Origin of the sequence: Paenibacillus sp. 1-18 (assembly GCF_000520755.1) — a bacterium.
GTDB classification, from domain to species: domain Bacteria; phylum Bacillota; class Bacilli; order Paenibacillales; family Paenibacillaceae; genus Paenibacillus; species Paenibacillus brasilensis.
In genome coordinates this window covers 48,257-69,813 of record NZ_ASSB01000359.1, presented here as the reverse complement: position 1 = coordinate 69,813, position 21,557 = coordinate 48,257, and the positions used below count along the sequence as shown (strand labels likewise).

8 protein-coding genes and 5 pseudogenes are annotated in these 21,557 nt (G+C 47.7%); all 13 read right to left on the bottom strand.

Going from position 1 to position 21,557, the window contains the following annotated elements; genetic code table 11:
- Positions 1–189: 189 nt before the first annotated feature.
- The 13 genes and pseudogenes from L693_RS0124365 to L693_RS0124295 all read right to left on the bottom strand — a co-directional run bounded on the left by L693_RS0124365 (position 190) and on the right by L693_RS0124295 (position 21,478).
- Positions 190–3,105, bottom strand: coding sequence for an S-layer homology domain-containing protein (locus L693_RS0124365; protein ID WP_025720741.1), 2,916 nt, complete (start codon positions 3,103–3,105; stop codon positions 190–192).
- A 193-nt stretch (positions 3,106–3,298) separates the two neighbouring features.
- A complete protein-coding gene (locus L693_RS0124360; protein WP_025720739.1) occupies positions 3,299–4,825 on the bottom strand; it encodes a glycoside hydrolase family 30 protein in 1,527 nt (508 codons plus the stop codon).
- Between the two features lie 176 nt (positions 4,826–5,001).
- Positions 5,002–7,762, bottom strand: a pseudogene (locus L693_RS32200) (glycoside hydrolase family 3 C-terminal domain-containing protein).
- Positions 7,763–8,221: 459 nt separating this feature from the next.
- Positions 8,222–9,203 (bottom strand): annotated as a pseudogene (locus L693_RS0124350) (Gfo/Idh/MocA family protein).
- 196 nt (positions 9,204–9,399) lie between these two features.
- Entirely contained in the window at positions 9,400–9,894 is a 495-nt protein-coding gene (locus tag L693_RS0124345; protein ID WP_025720737.1) for a GNAT family N-acetyltransferase, read from the bottom strand.
- Between the two features lie 167 nt (positions 9,895–10,061).
- Positions 10,062–15,025: pseudogene (locus L693_RS0124340) on the bottom strand (DUF4132 domain-containing protein).
- Between the two features lie 15 nt (positions 15,026–15,040).
- Positions 15,041–15,460, bottom strand: coding sequence for a hypothetical protein (locus L693_RS0124335; protein WP_025720735.1), 420 nt, complete (start codon positions 15,458–15,460; stop codon positions 15,041–15,043).
- 346 nt (positions 15,461–15,806) lie between these two features.
- Positions 15,807–16,646, bottom strand: a pseudogene (locus L693_RS0124330) (MetQ/NlpA family ABC transporter substrate-binding protein).
- Positions 16,647–16,983: 337 nt separating this feature from the next.
- Positions 16,984–17,310, bottom strand: a pseudogene (locus tag L693_RS0124325) (ABC transporter permease subunit); the annotation flags it as partial.
- Between the two features lie 207 nt (positions 17,311–17,517).
- Positions 17,518–18,309: an energy-coupling factor transporter transmembrane component T family protein gene (locus tag L693_RS0124310; protein ID WP_025720731.1), complete on the bottom strand. Its 792-nt coding sequence runs from the start codon at positions 18,307–18,309 to the stop codon at positions 17,518–17,520.
- A complete protein-coding gene (locus L693_RS0124305; RefSeq protein WP_025720730.1) occupies positions 18,284–19,768 on the bottom strand; it encodes an ABC transporter ATP-binding protein in 1,485 nt (494 codons plus the stop codon). Before L693_RS0124305 ends, L693_RS0124310 begins: the two co-directional genes overlap by 26 nt.
- On the bottom strand, positions 19,768–20,364 hold the full coding sequence (locus L693_RS0124300; protein ID WP_025720728.1) for an ECF transporter S component: 597 nt from the start codon (positions 20,362–20,364) through the stop codon (positions 19,768–19,770). Before L693_RS0124300 ends, L693_RS0124305 begins: the two co-directional genes overlap by 1 nt.
- Positions 20,365–20,881: 517 nt before the next feature.
- Positions 20,882–21,478 (bottom strand): DUF2306 domain-containing protein, encoded by a 597-nt coding sequence (locus L693_RS0124295; protein WP_231503750.1) that lies wholly within the window; start codon positions 21,476–21,478, stop codon positions 20,882–20,884.
- Positions 21,479–21,557: the final 79 nt, after the last annotated feature.

Below are 21,557 nucleotides of genomic sequence, written 5' to 3'. Positions count from 1 at the left end.
GAGGCTGCATCAGCCGAAGACACTGCCGCTTGCGCTGCCCCGACTGGAACAGCAGGGGTCAGCAGCAGTAAAGCAGCTGCAAGCTGGGCGGTTAATTGTTTATTTCTCATGGTGCGACTCTCCCCAATCAATAAAATGTAAAAGTTACAATGTCATATAAGTGATGATTGTTTCTAGAGCACACCCATTTTAAGGGTGTAATCGCCCTAAATAGTCGCCTAAATTGACAGGGGAGTTGCTCGTTCCCTCGATAATCCATTCGCCTGCTTGATATTGATCCGCATTGCCAATGATCGTACCGCTGTTCCTTCCAAGAGCTTGTCCTTGACTAATTGTTGCAATGTCCATGAGCATATTATCGTAATACAGTTTAAGCGTAACGGGCTCCGGATTATGTTGTAACTGCAGGAAGGTATAATACCAGTCCGCTGATTCGTACGAACTGAGGTCATTCGCAATCACAAATGTTTGTCCAGGCATGATCACATCTCCGTCATTGGCATTGATGATAATCTGCTCTGGTTGATCGGATCGCTCAATCCGAATTCTACTTTTTTCCATAGGCCTGTTGGTAGGATTGTACAATTCAATCGCCTGATCCAGGTAATCCGGTTCCCCCTGCCATACGACTTCGGATATAAACAAATCTTTTTTCTCCACGATCACTGGAAGCAGGAAGGACACTGTTCCCCCACGGCCGTCATTTGCCGTGAGCGTAAGCAACGCCGTACCGTTATTTAAGGGTTGAACGAAGAGAGCACTCCCTTGTACCTGCACTACTGCAACTGATGGATCAGAAGATACTACGCTATAGGTCAGCGGGTCTCCATCGGCATCCGAGAATATAGTATCCATCTGTAATGTCTGCTGACCATCCCCCGGGTCCATAAATTGAGGTGCAGGTGCATTGGCTACCACTGGAGTATGATTATCAGGTAGAGGGCCTACGACTTGTAACATATATGAAGTGGAGGATACGCCTCCATGACCATCGTTTGCCGTAATTTCAATTGTCGTCGCCCCCGTACTATGCAGCGCTACAAATGATCCTTCTCCATTCTCCACCACACTGCCTACCTGGGGATTGGAGGAAGTGATGGTATACGTCAATGTATCGCCATCCTCATCCATGAATAACGTGCCTGGATAGAGCATCAGCTTGTCTTGCAGTACATTGGCAATTATGAAAGGTATATGAGGCAAAGCGACAGGCATGTGATTCACAGGCTGCGGATCAGGCAAAGGCGGATTCACGATAACAACAAACTGAAGTGATGTCGTGCCGCCTTTACCGTCATGCGCTGTTATCGTCATCAGGCTCATGCCGGTTTGAAGTGGTGTAAGCATAAGCTGATCGCCTGTAACTTTTCCTGTAGCCACTTCTGGCGAAGCTGATTCCACCGTGTAGGTCAACGCATCGCCATCCTCATCGTTAAACAAATCAGACAGACTGAGCTGCTGGCCGCCTTCATTTAAAAGCAAAGAAACATCATTTAGGCTTCTGCTTGCGACAGGACTGTGATTAACGTCCACCTCGTAAGTAGAGCTGGTTACTGTATATGTGAAAAATACGCTCGCTTTGCCGCCTTTCCCATCCTCTGCCGTAACAAACACCTGCGTGCTTCCCGCCGATTTAGGCTTTAACGCAAGCTGTTTACTAGCTACTTCTGCTTCTGCTACGTATACATCCGAAGTGACCGCATGATACGCCAGCTCGTCCTGATCCGCATCAAAAAACACATTTTTCAAATCCACCAGTGTATCCCCGGAGTCCAAAATAGCAGACTGATCGGCAGGAACTATGGCTGAGACAGGTGCATGATTAGGTGTCGGCGTTGGATTTGTTGTAGAACCGCCACCGCCGCCGGATGAACTCTTTTTCGTGCTTGTTGAAGATGAATCCGGGGAAGTATCCAATGTGGTATCACGTATAATTTGTGTCTCTGTTCCCCGATCCGCAAGGCGGGTCTGTACTGTCTGAATACCATTGGCGAGACGCACCTGTGTATCGGCAAAATTCAATTTAAGCTGCTGCCATACTCCACTCCCCTGAATCTGTACTGGCTCATGCGTATCTACAATCATTTCGTTTACGTCTGCATGAATCTCTACATTTTTGGCACCCTGCATCAACGTTACCTGAGGTAACATATCGCCTTGAATATGCACATAATCCGCTGCAATAGCTAACTTGCCTTTAAAATCTGTTCCTTTGCCATACAAGGTCACCGGATGTTCAGCTGTGCCGCTTTGCACAATTTGGAGCGCCGACAGATCAGCTACATTCCGGTTTGCCGCCTGATAGGTCAGGGTAGCCCCTTGAAGCGCCGCTGTATTATCCGCTCCGAACAGTTGCTTCAATTGCTTGCCGATCAAATATGGCTTTCCATCCATGTAGGCAATATCTCCGTCAATCCGAGAAAGGATTCCTGTCCGCTCACCGGATTGGAACACATTTACCAGAAAGGCCGCGATATCTTGGCGCTTTACCTGTACTTTAGAATCAAACCGATGATTGGATGTATCCATCAACCCCAGCTTGAGAGCTGCTTCTACATTGCTTTTGGCCCATGCGCTCACCTGTTCTCCATCGGAAATGTCCTGAACATCACCGCCTTGAACCTGAGTTCCTCCAACGGCTCTTACCAGAATCGCTGCCAATTCCTCGCGGCTCACCGGAGCATCCGGACGGAAGGAGCCAGATTCATCCCCGTTCATTAAACCTGCTGCACGTACCGCTTCGATATAAGAAGCCGCCCAGCTACCCTGCGTATCCTTAAACGTTACTGTTTTCTCTGTTATGTCGAGCTTAAGCGCATTAGCCAGCAAAGCTGCCATTTCCTTGCGCGTCAATGGTTGATCCGGGCGGAAAGAACCGTCTGGATAGCCGGTAATCAGTCCTTGCTTCACAGCCTCCTGTACCGCCTGGAGCGCCTGGGATGACATACTGGATTGATCTGTAAAAGCTACTGTATTAGCTTTGGTTACTACCGTTGATGTTTCCCCTGCTACGTCCGCATGAGCAAGCTGTGGTCCCCATGCCATGCCCGCCAGCAATGTCACCATCAGCACTTTGTGCCATTCTTTATTTGTTTGTTGATTCATCAGACTCTCCCCCGTAAACGGTTCATTCTTTTTATTAGTGAAAAGATCTTATCACCCGCCTCTGAACCAATTCTGAACAATGTTAAAATTTTATTTTTTTGTAGTATGGACGTTGCAGCAAATGAAAAAAGAGCGCTCAGCCCATTGGACCAAACGCTCTAAAATCTTCTATAAACGTTATTGTGAAGCCATATCATGAAGCCGCAGGATTCCATTGAAAGGTAGCCGCAGACTTGGATGGAAGTACAGCTGTGAAAACGTTGCTTCCCTGCCGAACCTTAAAGGTCTTTTTGTTCGCTCCTGTATTGGCAGCAATCAGAACAAGCGTACCATCGGGATTACGGTAAGCGACCGTTTCGATACTTCCGCTATAATGTGTAGAATCAATGCGTATCGCACCCGGACGGACGAATTTACTGGCATGACCTATCGCATAGTATTCCACATTTTTCGTAACGGCTCCGCTTAACGGGTCGATGGTCACTACACCTCGACAGTTGGTGCAGCCACCATTGGTTGGGCCACCGGACGGGTCAAGTGCAATATTCCAGAAAAGCACGTTTTGTGCCCAGTTTCGAGGTGCACCAATGATAAGCTTGGACATATCCCAGCTCAAATTATCCCCAAACCCTGAACTCCACGCTCCTCCGCTGCATTCTGTCATGAAAACAGGCTTATCTGGAAAAGCCTGATGCACATCTGTCATCGCTGTGGGCTCCCCTTTGTAGCAATGAAAAGCCGTACCGCGCGTATAACTTCGGGCCTGCTCATCGCCAAGTACAGTCTTGGCATAACTGCTCCCTGTATCCCAATTATGGTCAAAGGCAATAATTTGGGTGGACAAATGATTTTGACTTAAGGCAGGGCCCAGGTATTGCTTGATAAATTTCGCCTGCTCTGCTGCTCCCATACTCATGCTGGGATACTTGGACGTAGTAAATTCCGGTTCATTTTGAATGGAGATCGCCTGAATTGGAATCCCCTCGTTTGCATAAGCCTTTATATAACGTACAAAATAGTCAGCATACGCCGAGTAGACACGTGGATCGGTATAATCCAAATACCAGCCATTATATATCTGCTCCCCGTATTTCATCCAGGGCGGGGCAGTCCATGGCGTCCCCATAATCCTCAGATTCTGGTTTCTTCTCAGGATTTGCTGCAGCACATCAACCACATCCCGATCCTTGGCAATGGAGAAGTGCTTCAACTCATAGTCCTTGCCTGTTGTCACATCATCATAGGTATAGCTGCCAGGCTGCCCCTGTTCATTCACCGAATAATCAGATGCCCCAATGGTATGGCGAATATAGCTCAGTTGAATGCCACTGGCGGTAAACAAATCATTTAACAACTGATCACGCTGATTTGCAGACATGCCATGGTTCATCAGGTAAGCAGACGATCCGGACACCGCTGCGCCAAACCCTTCCATCTGTTGGTAACGAATATCCGGCTTCACCTCCACCGTCAGTGTATCCGAATTCGATGCTTTTTCTTTACTTTCCTTACCATTGTCATTTTCCCAATGGATGGGGGCTTGTTGCGTTAGGCGATTCGCCGGGTCCGGTGTTGTTAGCCACATGCTGACATCATGCTCAGCTTCCTGCTTCGGAACATTCTGTATAGCCACACTGACCAGAACAGCAAAGACCAAAATTGCAGCTGCAGCTACGAGCAGCCAGAGGTTAGAGCGTCGTTGCTTTTGGAGTTTCTTCATCTAGTGCCCTCCTTTCTCGATACTCAGCTCGTTCTCATCCTTTCTTCAATTTCAGCTTTCACTCGGCTTTCCCTTTGCATACCTATTGGATATTGCATACCTATGGCAAAAAAGAGAGCCGGTGCTTGTGCCCGCGCTCTCTTGAATATAACCACTTTAAGACAAATGTAACGGGATTACTTCGCTGCCTTTCCTTTGGAAATTGCCGGAATCGTCACACTTCCTGTCAATCGTATATCCTGAGAGGAACTGCCCACATAAATCGGCACTTCACCGGATGGCATAACCCACGCTTTGGACTTTTCATCCCAGTAAGAGAAAGCCTTCGGGTCCAGCTCAATGCGAACCTTCTTCTCCTGATCCGGTTTCAGTTCAACCTTAGACCAACCTGCCAGTTGACGGGATGGTGTCTCTACGTTTGTCGGAAGCTTGCCGCTGTACACCTGTACAACTTCTGCTCCGGCAACTTTCCCGGTGTTTTTCAATTTTAGCGAAACCTCGAAGGTGCTCGTACGACTGGATTTATTTCCGCTCGCGTGCTGTTTTACCTTCAGATCGCTATATCCGAATGTCGTGTAGGATAAACCGTGTCCAAAGGAGAACGCCGGTTGGATACCCGATTTCTCATACCCACGGTAGCCTACAAAAATACCGTCTGAATAGTCACCTATTCCGTTCACACCCGGAAACTTCTCCGGTGAGGATACCGGTGTAGACTGCTCGTTAACCGGGAAGGTTACCGGCAGCTTGCCGGAAGGATTTACATCCCCAAACAGGACACGTGCTATGGCATTTCCTTGCTCTTGTCCTGCAAACCATGCTTGTACAATGGCAGGGACTTTGTCCTGCCAGGTATCCATTTGGACGGCTCTGCCACTCATTTGTACGACAATGGTTTTCGGGTTTGCGGCAGCAACCGCACGGATCAGACGATCCTGATTATTCGGCAGCTCCATATCGGAACGCTCCACATAGCCCTCGCTCTCATACGTACGTGTGACAACGATCGCGACATCCGACTTTTTCGCCAGCTTGACAGCATTGTCAATCAGCTTGTCCGAAGTATCTGCCGGAGGCTCCCAGCCCAGACGAACCATACCGCCTGAATCACGGCCGTTTGTCGGATAATCGGCACGATATTCAATACGTATTTTGTGCTTTTCACCCGCTTTTAGCGAGATATTTTTCTTCGTCGTTTCCAGCTTGGTACCTTGATTATCCACGAATAGCTTGTCGTCGAGATACAGCTTGCTTGCCCCCAGACTGGTTAAGGACAACGCATAGTCACCGTCCTTGGGAGCTGCAATTGCACCTGTCCAGCGCGCAGATATCAAGCCGTTCAGTGTCGTTGGCGTATTCGGAATTTTAGGAGACTTCGCATTAAAGCCCTGATAATTATAAAATCCAAGATTCATGTCGACCTGGCCATCATTACGTACAAGAATCGGATTGCCTTCCATCTTGTTATTCTTCCAGTATTCGCCTCGCAGCCCCTGTTCACCATCTCCATAAGTAGCATATCCAACACTGGTATCCTCTTTCTCATCGGATGTAGTTAACAATGAAGACGGAACAGCCGATGGTCCTGGCATAATGTCTCCCGCAGAAATCGGGTCTGTGCCCGGCGCGTATTGGACGGTAGCTCCTTTGCCGACACGTTACGGATGCCCTCCAACGGACTCACGGTATATGTCGGACTCACCAACGAGCTGCCTCCGCCTGCTACAGTGCCGTTATCCGCATCAGGACCAATCACAGCAATGGACTTGAGTTTATCTTTAGACAACGGTAATGCATTGTTTTTATTCTGAAGCAAGACCATACTTTCCTCTGCCAATTGGCGGGCTGTCTTGCCGTGTTCACGAGCATCAATCTGCTTATTTTGAACCGGGTGATCAAACAACCCTTTGCTGAACATTTGTACCAGAATGCGCTCAGCCTTATCATCAATCGTTTTTTCACTTACCTTGCCATTTTTGACAGCAGCCAGCAGCTGATCTCCCCATTTACCAAAAGGTGTCCCCGGTGTTTCCAGATCCAAGCCGCTATTTGCCGATTCGACTGTACTCAGGTTCGCACCGTAATCACTCATCACGAAGCCTTTGAATTGCATCTCCTTCTTCAAGAGGTCCGTCAAAAGCGTTTTGTTCTCACAAGCAGACTCGCCGTTAATCTTGTTAAAGGAGCACATAGCCCCTCCCAAATCAGCTTTGGCGATGGCCTCCTGAAACGGGCGTATGTAAATTTCATGCAAAGCACGGTCACTGACTTTTACGTTCGTCGTGAAGCGCTCCGTTTCCTGATTATTCATAAGGTAATGCTTCGCAGTCGCCAAAAAACAGGGTGGCTTTGTATGCCTTTGACATAAGCGGTCGCCATTTGCGATTGCAGCAACGGGTCCTCACCCATAGATTCAAAGTTTCGCGATCCCCATGGAATACGGGCAATATCCATCCCCGGTCCAAGGGCAACATTGTGAGTTGTATGATAAGCCTCGTCTCCGATCAGATCACCGTACTGTTTGGCAGCTTGGGTATCCCACGTTGCAGCCAACGCAATGGGAGCAGGCAGCGCGGTCGATTGCTTGTCCTGTACATCCGGATTGGCGATACGCACACCCGCAGGGCCGTCTGCCATCGTTAACGCCGGGATACCCAGACGCTCAATCGGATCATTGTAAAATCCATAATAATTGTTGACCTTGCCAGTCACCAAATCTATTTTCTCTTCCAGTGTCATTTCCTATAACAGTAGCGCCGTCCGTTTCTCTGCCGAGAGGGATGTGTTCATCCAGGGCCGATCTGTCCGGCTGCCTGCCGCTCCTGCAATATTCATTGGTCCGATCACAACAGCCGCAATAACTGTCATCATCACCATACGGAACAGCCATGTTGATTTCACTTTCGCGTTTGTAAGTCCTCCTTGATGTTTGGTCATGAAGTGAATGCGCCTATTCACTTTCACAGGCTTGCAAAGGCTCTCGATCCTGCGAGCTCCGACAAGAATCAAGAGCCACGGGATTAGCAAGCAAGTCAGCAAAAGCCGAAATGGCTCAAGTGACACGTACACCACCCTACCATACATTTTAGAAAATTTCATTGAAAGTTTCTGGAAATGAAGCACTAGGACCCTCATTCGTTTTCACAAAAAGAGAACGCTAACAATTCGTTTAGCTAATGATAAAATTACATTTTTGTAACTTTTAAATGACGTTTTTTTAACTATTTTCAATCATAAAAAATGATTCATATGTCCCACAGGATGAGATCTTTCCATGCCGGTTCATCGCGTTCGACCAAAGTCGCTATTTCAAAATTGGATATATGATGTATGAGAATACAACGATAAAAACAGAAAAATCCCAGAGAACCGGAAATGTCCCTGGAATTGACGTGATTATTCAAACGGATACCGAAGTCCCCACTGTGCGCGAATCTGATCCATTAGCTTCATAATCCCTAGTGATTCATCCAAAGAAATAATAGAGCTTTCGAGCAAGCCTTCGTTCAGGCAGCGCCCCACTTCTTCTGCTTCAAAGGCGTATCCTGTAAAAACACGGTCATCCTGGAAGTGGTGCGCTTCTTCACCATCCACAACTAAAGTGGCCGATGTGCTGTTCAGGAAGGACGGAATGTGAATATAGCCCTTGGTTCCATGAATATAGGCTTCATTCGTCAGTCCGAGACGAACCGCTCCGTTAAGCATAGCCGTGCGTCCGTTGCCGTAATCCAGCAGGATAGAAAATGTCTCATCAACGCCCGTCTCCCCAATATGGGCGGTACTCCATACATGCTCAGGTTCAGGGCCGAAGATCATCGAAGCAAAAGAAACCGGATAATTCCCGTGTCCAACAAAGCTCCTCCGCCCAGCTCAGGGTTTAAAAGCCGTCCTCCGGGTTCCATTCTACACGAAAACCAAATTCCGCCTTAACCAGCTTTATCTCGCCAATGCGTCCCTTATGTATCCACTCTCGCACTTGGCGAATCGGAGGCAAAAAGCGTGTCCACATGGCTTCCATCAAAAATAGCTTACGCTCACGCGCAAAGCTGATCAGTTCCTCCAGCTCTTTGCTATTCACAGTGAAGGGCTTCTCACACAAGACGGCTTTGCCCGCCCGGAGGGCTGTCAGAACATTTTCTGTATGAAAAGGATGAGGAGTACCTACGTAAATAGCATCGACCTCGGAATCCTGCACTAATTCCTTGTAGCTTCCGTAAGCCCGTGCCAATTGATGCTTGGCTGCAAATTCGGTAGCGCTTTCAATAGTGCGCGATCCAACGGCATACCCTTCTCCATTCGTAACATGCGCCAAATCCGCAACAAACTGATCAGAGATCCATCCCGTGCCGACAATTCCCCATTTAATCTTTTGGCTCATACTTGTTTCCCTCCCAGCAGTATGGTTAACGTTGACTAACACAATCTTCTTCATTCTAGCAAACGGCTACCCTAAACAAAAGTAATTCCTGCTGAACAGAGGTTTTTGCTGTCGCTCGGCAACGGAACGACACGGCGAACTACTAATTAAGGTTTTGAGCCAGGATGTCATCCAGAAGCATCCCGGCTTAAACCAATTAATGAATGACGTATTTATAAAACTTTTTATCCACTTTCATAACGGGAAAGCCAACCGGCAATTCATCAAGAGCTATACTAACAAAGCCATTCTTCTCATAAAAGCGATGAGCTGCTACGAATTGTGGCGTTGTTCCAAGGTAGATTTCTTCAATAGCCCTTTCCCTGGCCCAATCTATGGCATGATGCAATAATTGATGCGACACATTAAACGCTTGACCTCTATAGCTCTGTTTGACAAACATCTTTCTGAGTGCTGTCTTATGGTCCCCAATATCTAACAAAGCTACAGTCCCCACTACGGTTCCTTCACTTAGAGCTACCCAGAAGTTGCCGTTACCTCTCTGATAAAAGCTTTCAATTTCAAGCAGATCTGGCTGATCTTCCTTGGTTATGGCGATATCATATTCATTTTGTTGAATATGCAAGATTAAATCGACAACCTGTGATTGATACTCGCTTGAATACTCTTTTATAAAGATGCTATTGACCATCACTGCATTCTCCTAGTTCATTGTTGTGCCTTAATATTACATAACTCAACTTCCGCAGCTAGACTTGTGAACACCCACTTGATGTAGCTGGGAAAACTCAGTCCCCATCATACAGTTGATCCAGAATATCAGGGATTACCCAGGTGCGAAAGCTGAGTTAGTACGTCCTACACTTTAAGCTGCGTAAGAATTTGCGGGTCCTTGATCTTCTGATCCTCAGCCAGCAGCACAATTTTGGATAAAATTTCGGCTGTTCTTGGGTCCTCATCCAGAAACGGCAGGAAGATGCGCCCACGATGCTGTGCATGCACCGGAATGATATGCAGCGCTCCCTTCGCTTGCTTGTAGACACCACCGCTTCCCAAATGCACCGCATATTCCCCAAGCGTGCCATCTATACGTGCATAATTTCCATCCAACCGTACATTGCTGATTTTCAGCAAACGCAATGATTCCTGTACAATAACGCTGCGCATTTCAATGGTCGTAAGACTGGCTTCCGGATCAACGCCGCCCACATGAGCAACACTAACAACCAGATCCACGTCCCGCATGACTTCGGAGAACAGACAGGAGAAACTTCATCTAACGGAACACTTTTATACGTTGTCCGATCAAAGAACTGCACCGTTTCCAGCGTAGGCGCTTCGGTGTCCGCTGGTGAGAACCAATCCGCCATGGCGTACAGGTTAGCGATCAGATTTTCGGCATAATACACCTTTTGGAGTCCGTCCTCATAGCTGACCGTCCACTGGCGACCCTTCAGCAGGGATACCGTTTTATTCGGCTGTACCTGATGTCCCGCATATCGGCGGGAAACCGTTGCGCTTGCACGTTCGTCCTCATTCGGCAAGTACAGCTCACGGAACACCTGCTTAAACGGCTGACGAATCTGACGGTCAAATAAGTCCTTCTGGAAGTCGCCCCAACGGCCGCTTTCGTACAAATGAAGCGGATGGGCGATAATCAGCTTCTCCTCTTCTCCCACAGTATGCTGTTCAGCAGAAGGAGCAGTCAACGCCAACGTATCCTCGTTGAAATATCCAAGATGATCCCCGGCCTTGAATACCAACGTACGTACCAATGGAGCAAGCACGGGATTACCCAATAATCCCTTCAACTCCTTCACCAAGAAAGCCGTACCGGATTCCATAGAGCGTTCCAGCTCTTTGCGGGCTCTTCGGTACTGATCTACCAAATCCCCTTTAAGTTCCTTTAAGGCAGCAACATACTTAGCCTTCTTAAAACGAGCCGGAATAGACTTCAGCGTCTTCCCTTTGCGGACAACCTCAATGTCTGCTGCCCCTTCTTCATCAATGACAAGTTGTATCGTTGTCCCCTCTTCCAAGGCATGTGGCTCAAAATAAGACCGGAGATCCTCCAGCTTACGTGCTTCCATATCCCATACGAGCCGGGTTACGTCATCATAACCTGCATTGCGGGCCAAATTTCCGAGTGCAATCCGCGAGACCAAAGCTTCACTAGCCTTACGCTGTGCTCCAAATTTTTTGCTGTGCTCCAGAAACCGCTGAATAAAGTCATAGCGTTCCCTCACATCCGGTTCAGGAGGCTCTGCAAGTGGGATCAGACTGTAGGTCAGCAAATGATCCTTATTCCGTTTGTCTTCCACGGATTGTTTTATTTCATCCAGCTTCAGCTTGCCCAGCGTCGCATCTGCAAACAACTGCGATCGGCGATGATTGGCTCCAGCCGAAATATACTTGGCACAATCGTACAGCAGGTCAAATCGCTCTTCGCCCAACGTCTCATAAGCTTCATGGAACCAGTGAATATCGAAAGCGCCGTCATTAAAATCCTGCGGAGCAATCGGCGAATAATGAGCTACAATCGTCTCCTTTTCAGCCGAAAAGCCTTCATTAATATGTGCATGGAAGTACCATGCCGCACTGCGAAGCCCTTCCCATCCTAGGTAATTCGCTACAATCTCAATCCACTGTGGAGCATACATCGCTGCCTCCAGCAGACGTTTATCCGTAATTTTAGCATTTTTCAGCTTTTCCTTGAGCAGCATGGCATCTTCGCCTTCACTCGGATAACACACCTTCAGCAAGTGGCTGAACGATTCCTTTTTGGTAATACGATCACCGTATCCGTACACATAACCTCGGACGAACGTCTCCTTGTCAAGGCCTTCCAGAATACGGATAAAATATTCCATGCCTTCAATCCGCTTCAGACCCATAACCTTTGGCGTAGCCTCGGTAGGCAAATCACCTCGAGCCAATTCAACCTCCAGCAGCCGATCAATAACCGTACGCCGTATTTCTATAAATTCTGGCGAGCCGGTAATCCAAGTATTACGTGCGTTTGTTAAGGAACCCATATGACCGCGGCTACTACTGCCAGCCAACAGTTCCCGATATACTTCCCCTACACCAATCAATCCGTCTCCATATGCCTTGAAATAATCCGCCAGATCCAGCGGCGAATAATAACGATGTTCTGATCCTGGCAGTTTTGAATAGTTCACAAAGGTATGGAAAAATCGCTTAAAGGACTTACCATCATGGATCCGTCCCTTCTCCAGTGCCACCCACGGGCTGGCTAATAGATGAAGCATTCCCATGTCCTCAGCAGGTCTGTCCTGGGGCATGGCCTGCATCAATGCATTTAAGGCAAGGTCAATTACGTCAAATGTTTCCTCACCGGATGTATCCGGGAAATAAGCATTGATCAGTGTGCTTACTTGACTGGAATAGGTCAGCTCCGCCATCCACTTCTGAACCTCGTTAATCCGGTCCAAAGGATACATTTGCTCGGCCAAGTCTTTACGCCACCCTTCCAGCAGCTTGTGCTTGCTTCGTTCTGAATAGTCCATATTGGAGAAATAACGGTAGTAGCGATCCAGCGTTTGATCCATTGGCTCCAATCGGTCATAAAACACAAGCTCCAGTAGTTCGCGCGCTCCAATGCCACTCTCCTGCAAATAACGGTTCCATTCCTCATAAAGAGGATATAAAGACAGCCTGGAATCTACTTCTTCATCGACCTGAACCAGCCGTAGAGGACGAAGGTTTGTCCCAATGAGCAGCGTCTCTTTGTAGCCCGAATAGTATTCCGCAGTATATTCTACATCACGATGACGGTGGACAAGCTCATCCAGTCCACTCAAGAATTGCTTGAGCTTCTCCAATGAACAAACAAAAATATCGGCCAATCGGAAATTGCCCAAATCAGCTTTCTCCTCCAGCCAAGCCTCCCCGGCATTCGGATCGTACAGACCAAAGCCGTTTGCTCCTGTATAAGCGTCCTCCTGCCCCAGCTTGGATAGCAACTGCTCCTCTTTAGCTGTCGGTTGCTGAATGATATCCGCCAAAGCCCGCAGGCTTTCATATTGTTCTGCATGCTCAGGGTCTGCATATATTTTCGTCAATATTTCCAATCCACCCAATCGTTGCAGCTCCGCCTTGGCTTTGAGCAGCCGTTCCAGCGAGCCAGCCAAAGGCTCCTGCGGCTGTGAGAGCAGCACACCGATGACACTTTGCCGTAGAGAGCCTGTCTTTAGCTTTAATAAAGCCTCCATCTGCTGCATTTCTGCTTCCGACAGCGTCAGCTTGCGTGCCTTGGCAACAGCGAACTCACGAATGCTCATGCTTTTGTCAGACAAGCAGGAAAAAATAAAATCACGTTGCACCTTGTCATCAGGTTTTTGCACAAAATGATTTAGCAGCTCGCCACGCAGGTTAGGGCTAATCTGATCCTTCAGGGCTATGATTTTCCCAATCCAGTCTGCATCCATATCATACCCGGCGAGATACAGCATTTTTTGAATTGGAGCATCCGAGCGATGATAAACGTTTACAAAATCCAGCACCTTGGAGGGCCCGGTGGACTCTCCCTTTTTCATATGTACAAACAGGGCATGCAGTCGCTCAAAATCCTTGTGCCGCTCCTCTTTGCTATCCAGCAAAGGAGTATGCGCTACTTTAACGATCCGATCCGCGACTGTCCCGCCTTCTACCCATTCATAAAAATAATGACTTGTATAGTTCTTCAGTATCCAATATTGAAGCTCCGGGTCCGTCTGGTCCAAATATTCTCTGGCAACTCCGAGACGTACATCCTTGTTCTCACTATTAGACAGCACATAAAGTGCTATGATTTTCTGATAAGGGGCTCCCTGCTCCATGAGTTGCCGCACTTGCCCATACAAGTCACGTTCCTCATGCACTGCCGTAGCCCACAGACTCATGTAGACTTCATTGGCATTTGGACTGGTCAACCACTCTTGGCGCCGCTCACTATGGGTCAATGCCTCATACGCCTGCTCAATCAGTTGGCGAACTACCCGCTGATTGGCAGATTCCAGCCCCATACCTGTCCATACCGCGAGCGCCCGCACCACCGAGCTGTAACGAATGAAGTCTTGGTCTATAATCAACTTCAACAGGTATATAAGAGCCTCCCGGGTTCCTTCATCCATTTGCTCTACAATGCTTTGTCGCAGTCCCTCTTGAAGCTTGGCCGCTGTCAGGAGCTCACCAATCATGTGATAATGCTCCTCCTGATGGCTCAAGAGCAGTCCTTTAATCATGCCGCGCGTAAGTAATGCCGCCTGATTATCGCCATAAATAATACCTTTTAACGCCTCAAGCACCTGTGAATTACCGCTATCCAGCTCATAGGCTATCCAATCACTAATCGCCTCCTGAATCCGGTAATCCCTGCCTTGTTCATAATCCTTTTTCGTTAAATAATCCATAATGGAGAAACCGATCCAGTCCATGCGGATCAACTGCACCATTCTTTTATAAATCCGCGAAGTATGAGCCGTAATATCCGAGGTGCGAAACGGTTTACGCTCATACCCTGTACTGTACGGATATTCCGTCACGTGCTCCGTTATATGTGCGAACACATCACCTGTCGTGTGTCCAACCAACCGACACAGTACCTCTGCCAGAGGCTTGAACAGCGATTCTCCGCTTGCTACAGCCTGTGCTTTCAATATTCGCTGACATTCGTTAAAAGGCACCTCGTCCTCGTGTATGTAAGGAAGCTGTCCCATTTCTATAACATACTGCGCCAACTCCTGTTGTTGTCCATCCAGTTGCGCCGCGCGCTCCTTCAGTATGGTGAAATATTCCTGCTCATTTTTCTCCTGATGCATATTTCATTTCCCCCTCTACCATAGGCCTCCGGCCAGCATTGTAAAACGTATAAATACAATCTCGTCTCCATCCTCCAGCAACAAAGGAGCATCAGGTTCAGTAGCTTCCTCGTCACGTACAAAAACTCTGTATAAACCATCTGCAAAAGCCTGCATCGCTGTGTCTACAGCATTCTGAATATCAGGTATTGCATCATTATAAATGGAACCGAATCCGACCTTGCCTGTCTCTCCTTGCATCTGAATTTCCTCCCCTGTGAGGAAAGGAATCAGCGCGACGCTATCCTGTTTTTCCCGCAGTCTTCGGACATTCAGGGCAACCGTTGCCGCAATCAGCTCTCGTAAGTTTTGCGGTACAGGACTCAGCTCCATTTCTTGCCGTGCGAGTGCTGGCTTGCGTTTTCCCAAACTTTTTACAGTTACAACCAGCTTCATAACGTTCCCCTTCCTTCTTACTTCCACTTTTGATCCGTTGTCAGCTGAATTTTTTGACCGCTACAAAAAAATGTTAACCAAACCTAAAACGAATGTTTGTTCGTATATTTATTTTAATATGCTCACAAGCATTACTCCATCGCCCTTAATGACCAAAATTTATAGCAGTGTCGTACCCTAAAACCTTAAAAACTAAGACTTTATACCCTGTTTTCGCCAAAAAATATCCATATAAAGGGTAGAAAAGAAAAAGACCTGCACAAGGAATTTCATCTGCTCGTCACAGACTTCATTACCTTTTACAGGTCATATTTATCATAAAACGATGTTTCAAAGCACTTATTTTTTAAAAAGCTGGAACAACGCTGTCCTTGTAATGATCCTCAAAAAATTTGCGAACCTCCGGTCCGGTCATACGTTTTGCCAGCTTTTGAATCGCGTCGGAATTCGCATTACTCTTGCGCGCTACCAGATTAATGGCAAAGTGGGCATCATCCTTTTCCGTAATCAGCGCGTCCTTCTTCGGCGTCAGACCCAGCGGCTTGGCATAGGCAGGATACATGGCAGCCATGTCCACATCATCCAGTGACCGCGCCAGCATCAACAGATCCACTTCTTTAAACACAAACTTTTTCTTGTTCTCAATAATATCAGCCTGTGTAGCATTATAGCCAACACCTTCTTTAAGCTTGATCAGGCCATTTTGCTCCATCATGACCAAAGAGCGTCCGGTATTAGCGGGATCATTGGCAATTGCAATGGTCGCACCTTCAGGCAGGTCTTTAATGTTCTTGTATTTTTTAGAGTAGGCACCGTAAATGGCGTTGTAAATCGGCTTTACCGCTACCAGATCGGCCTTGTTGCTTTCATTATATTGTTGCATATAAGGGGCGTGCTAGAAGAAGTTCGCATCCACTTCGTGACTTGCCAAAGCGTTGTTCGGCTGGATGTTGTCCGACAGCACGACGATTTCCAGATTGACTCCGTCCTGTTTAAGCAGCGGTTTTACGATATCCAGCACATCGGTCATCGGCGGGATCAGTGTCGCTACTTTCAAGGTCACTTCTTTTTGGGAAGTCGCTTCTTTAGATTGTGTCTCTTGCGCTGCCTGCTTTTGACCACCGCATCCAGCAACCAATAGCATAACAACAGCAAATAGTGTAAGTAATTTAAGATTTATTTTCATGTTGTTTTTGCGACTATTCGATGTGGAACCTCCAAGTAAATTGTGATTGGGAAGATAAAAAGTGAGTTACAGAGGGAGCCGCTTCGCGAATGATTTGATCTTAGGATCGCTGTTGAACCGGGATTCTCTCTGATTAATAAAGTGATTTATAGGTTAGAATCCCATTTCAAAGGCGAACGCTAACGCTTCTTCAGATTCAAATCCTTCGCTCCGCTTTTGAGGTACTGTAAAGTCATTTTTACTTTCCATAGTGGGTGGTGCAAGTGTAGTGAAATAATTTATTGCCTTCTGCGGGCAAATGTGTGCTAAAACCTTTCATCCTCAGCGTACTTCTCTGCTACCGCTTGTCGATTCGGCGGGATATGGTGCTTCCGGTGAACTGGATCGTTTGTACGAAAATGATCATGACAACGATGGTGAACGCCATCAAGCCTGTTTCGAACCGCTGGTAGCCGTAGCGGATGGCAAAATCGCCTACTCCGCCGCCGCCCACAATGCCCATCACTGTGGAGTAGGAGATGAAGCTGATGGTCGATGTGGTCAAACCCAGTACAAGCCCGGAACGGGCTTCCACGTACAGAAATTTGAAAATTAGCTGGAGAGTAGACGCTCCCATAGAAGTAGCGGCTTCAATCACGCCCTTGGGAACATCCAGCAATGATCGAATTGAACCGCATCAAATTGGCCGCTGGAGGTGGTATAATGCTTGCTTACCTGATGCAGCGTAATCATGAAACTGGCCTCCTGATGTTCCTTTTCTCAGGGAAAATATAATAAGTCCGTCAGCCCAGTCAGGTCTGTACGAGCCGTCAAATCCCATTGCATTAATATAACAAAGAGCAGAAACCGGGCAAAGCCTTTTGGCAGCAAATTAGCGCACATCCCACACTCCTACGTAAGGAAAGCGGATACCAAGCTCCCAAGCCAGCGTAAGCATCACCACAAAATAACAAATAAACACAATATCTACAGCCGAATAGCGGATCACATAATAATACGTGCGCCTGGTTTCATTAACAAAGCCCTTGGCCTCCATGGCGATAGCGATTCGCTGCGCTCGCCGGATGCTTTGAGCCAGCAGCGGGATCGCATATCTGCGAAGCATGGCATACATATTCCATTTGGACACATGCTGCTCTGAACCTCGAATACGATGGGCATGTCTCAATGTCTGGAACTCTTCCAGCATAATCGGCATCATTCGCATGGCTGCCAAAAAGCTGTACGCATACTTCGGAGGAAGCCTCCATTGCTGCATCAGCGAATAAAAAAGATTCACCGGGCGAGTCGTCAAACCAAATAGCAGCCCTGCTGCTGCCATGCTCAATGCACGAAAGCCCAGATGCATGCCCCGATAAAAGCTTTCCCGCGTAATGTGGATCAAGCCCCACGTCCACCAGGTCGTCACCCCTTTACCGAACAGCATCATACCTGTGGAGGTCGAAATAAACACCAATATAAAAGGAGAGCCATACAGCAGCAGTCGCTTCCACGGGTGCCCAGACCAGACAAGCAGCAGCAACATAGCACACGCTACATTAAACATGGCGTTTGGATTATGAATGACAATAACGACTATGAATAACAAGAAAAACATCACGAGCTTTAGCCCCGGATTAACACGATGCAGCCAGGTTTCATGATGGGGAAAAGACAGGTTCATGTCGTAGCTCTCCCTTCTGCACCCGCCATGTACCTGTGCAGTACCGACGAACGATTTCCGGGTCATGTGTCACCATCACGATAGCTGTGCCTGCCACTCTAAGTTCCTCCAGCATGTCCAGGATAACAAAGGTATTACGCGCATCCTGCCCAAAGGTCGGTTCATCCAGCAGCAGCACGGCTGGCTCACGGATCATAGCCGTGGCAATGCTCAGCCGCCTCTTTTGTCCGAGCGAAAGCTGATACGGATGGCGTTCGTCCAGTCGTTCCAGTCCGAACTGTACGAGCAGTCGATCCACTCGCTCACCGCGCTGTTCGGCTGTAAACAAGCTTTGGGGTAACGAATACTCCAGTTCCTTCCGTACAGTGTGCGCTACGAATTGCAGCTCGGGATTTTGAAACACGAACGCAATACGCTCTGCCAGCTCCTCCGTACCGCCAGCCTCTACGCCGTCCACACGATAACGTCCCCGGGTGTGAAGCAAGCGCATCATGGAGAGCAGCACCGAGCTTTTACCCGCTCCGTTTTCACCGACCACGCCAATCCAGTCGCCCGGATTCACCTGTGCCTGCTCTACATCAATGACTGGACTTGATCCGCGCAGGCCACAGAAATCTTCCAGCTCCAGTAGAGCAGATTCAGCCGCCAAGATCGACGGTCTGTCGACACTTCCCGCCCCCTTTTGCTGTGTTAGTTGCTCTCTCCAACGTGGCGAGGACGCTTCATCCCATACCCCCGGATACCATACGCCGTACTCAGACAATGCCTGCCGATGTACATGAAATACTTCCTCCGCATCCCCGTCCGCAATGATCTCCCCTTGAGCGGAAAGCACTACAATCCGATCCACATCATGGACAATTTCATTCACTTTATGCTCTACGATCACCAGCGTCTGGTTTTCCGAAATGTGGCGAATCGTATCCCACACCTGTGCGGTACCTTCTTCGTCCAGCAAGGCCGTAGGTTCATCCAGAAAAAGCACCTCCGGCTCCATCGCCAGCACAGACGCTATGGCCAGACGCTGCTTCATCCCCTGTGACATACTGCCAATGGGCATGTGCACATCATCCGTCGAAAGTCCGACCTGCGTTAGCAGTCTGCGAATACGGGACGGCATTTGCTCCCGCGGAACCTGATTATTTTCCAGCACAAAAGCCAGTTCCTCGTCTGCATATGACATGCAAAACTGCGTATCTGGATCTTGAAATACGATACCGGAACGAGCCGGAATTACGGCAGCATCGCATTTCATAGGTACTTCAATCGTACGCGGAATCAGGCCGCTCAGCACCTGGAGCAGCGTTGATTTGCCGCATCCGCTTGGTCCAAGCAGCAACAGCTTTTCCCCTTTACGAACGGATAAAGACATATTATGAAAAAGCAGTTCCTGTTCACCGGGAAATTTCAATCGAAGACGGGTGACCGACGCCACCACATCCTCGGCTGCCCGACACATTAATCCAGCCCCTTGTAATCCTGCTGCGTTGCAGGTCTCAAGGTTCGTGTGACCCCGGTTACTTCCAGCGCCTTAGCCAGATAAAATGCGAACACCCCGGCAATTACGATACTGCCTACCATACGGAATCCAATATACAAAATGTAGTTCCAGGTCGAAAGCTGATCAACATACCCGTAGCTGAAATCCAAAATCAGAGAGGCGACGGACGCTCCGACAGCAGCCAGTGAAGTGACCCACAGATTGGCGTTCCTATACAGAAAAACCGCGAAGAACAGCTCCGCACCCAAGCCTTGCAGCAGACCATAGTACAAGGTGGACATTCCCCATTCGCTTCCCAGAAAAGCACTGACTGTTGCCGCGGCTACTTCTGCCAAAATCGCAACCCCCGGCTTGCGAATGATGAGATAAGCGAACGTGCCTGCCATAAACCACATGCCATACATCAGCTGCTCGGCGTGCAGACCGAATGGCTTCATCAAATCATAGGCAGGCCCCCATATTTTATAGACCAGCCCGAACACAACAGAGATTACAATCGTGACCAAAATATCTGTCAGCTTTAACCCTTTTGACGCTCTTACATTAGTATTCATTGATGATATACTCCTCTTTCCCCTTAAAATAGGCCTCTTGGCCATAAAAAAAAGCCTGTCCGGAGCTGAATCTCCAGGCAAGCTTTATGCGCAGTCATAAGGTGATCACCATACAAAACAACACTTGTCGATATGTCTCATATAACTGTAGCCTGAGCTGCTGCACTGCAACCAAGCCAAAGTCAGGGGCAGAACAAAATGCTCCCTGCTCGTCTGCAGCATTTTACAGATCCGCAGCTACTTAGTTGTTATATGATATGAATTGAATTCAACGACAAGCCGCACAATACACGCGATTATTCCTGTTATTTGTATAGTGCTCTAAGTTTCTCTACGCTGGCATTACCCAGATCAGATTTCACGGTCGGCGGCAGGGGCCACCCTCTCAGCCTGACTTTCTCAAGCTCCCGACAATGCTTTTTAATTCACTTTAATGTACACCACATCTATCACTTTGACAATCTTATTTTGAAGGAATAACCTGAACCCTTTTTTGGATCTGTCGATCGACAAATGCTTACTGAATGTTTACTGTCTTCCTAAAAATAAACCGAATGATGTATTCAGCTATAATAAAATTCAGCACAATCGCTCCATAAACTCCGATTGTATAACTGGTTACATAAATCATACCTAAACCGTTATTGCACACAAAAGTAATCAAATGAATGAACAAATTGGTGAAGCAGAATAAATAGCTTCGTATCATCCATTTTCGGTGCTTGTTGAACTGTTTTCTTCCAACTTGAATTAATGCGATAATCGTCATCGCAGGCCAAAATAAATTCACCATATTAAAGGCTATACTTACGATTTTTCCTCCCGTAGAGTGAGGTGCCATATAACCTGACGAAAGTGTCACGATGAATACAGAAATGACATAGACATATCCATTGAATCGGTGGAGCTTACGGTTATTTGTTAATATTCTTCCAGAGAAATTTATGGCTCCGGTCAGCATCGCCAAGCAAGCAAAGACCACATGCACATACATGACACTTAACCAAACTGGCAGCCTAAAGGAATCCCTCAGGTCTGTTTTATGACTGAGAAAAGCTGTGGATTGCGAATCCATAACCAAATTGCCAATCAGCGTGTAAATAATATATATCATGATAAAAATCAGTATGGCCGGGTATATGTATCTTATTGGGGAACCTTGAAACCTTTTTTTGCTCAGCTTACATACCTCC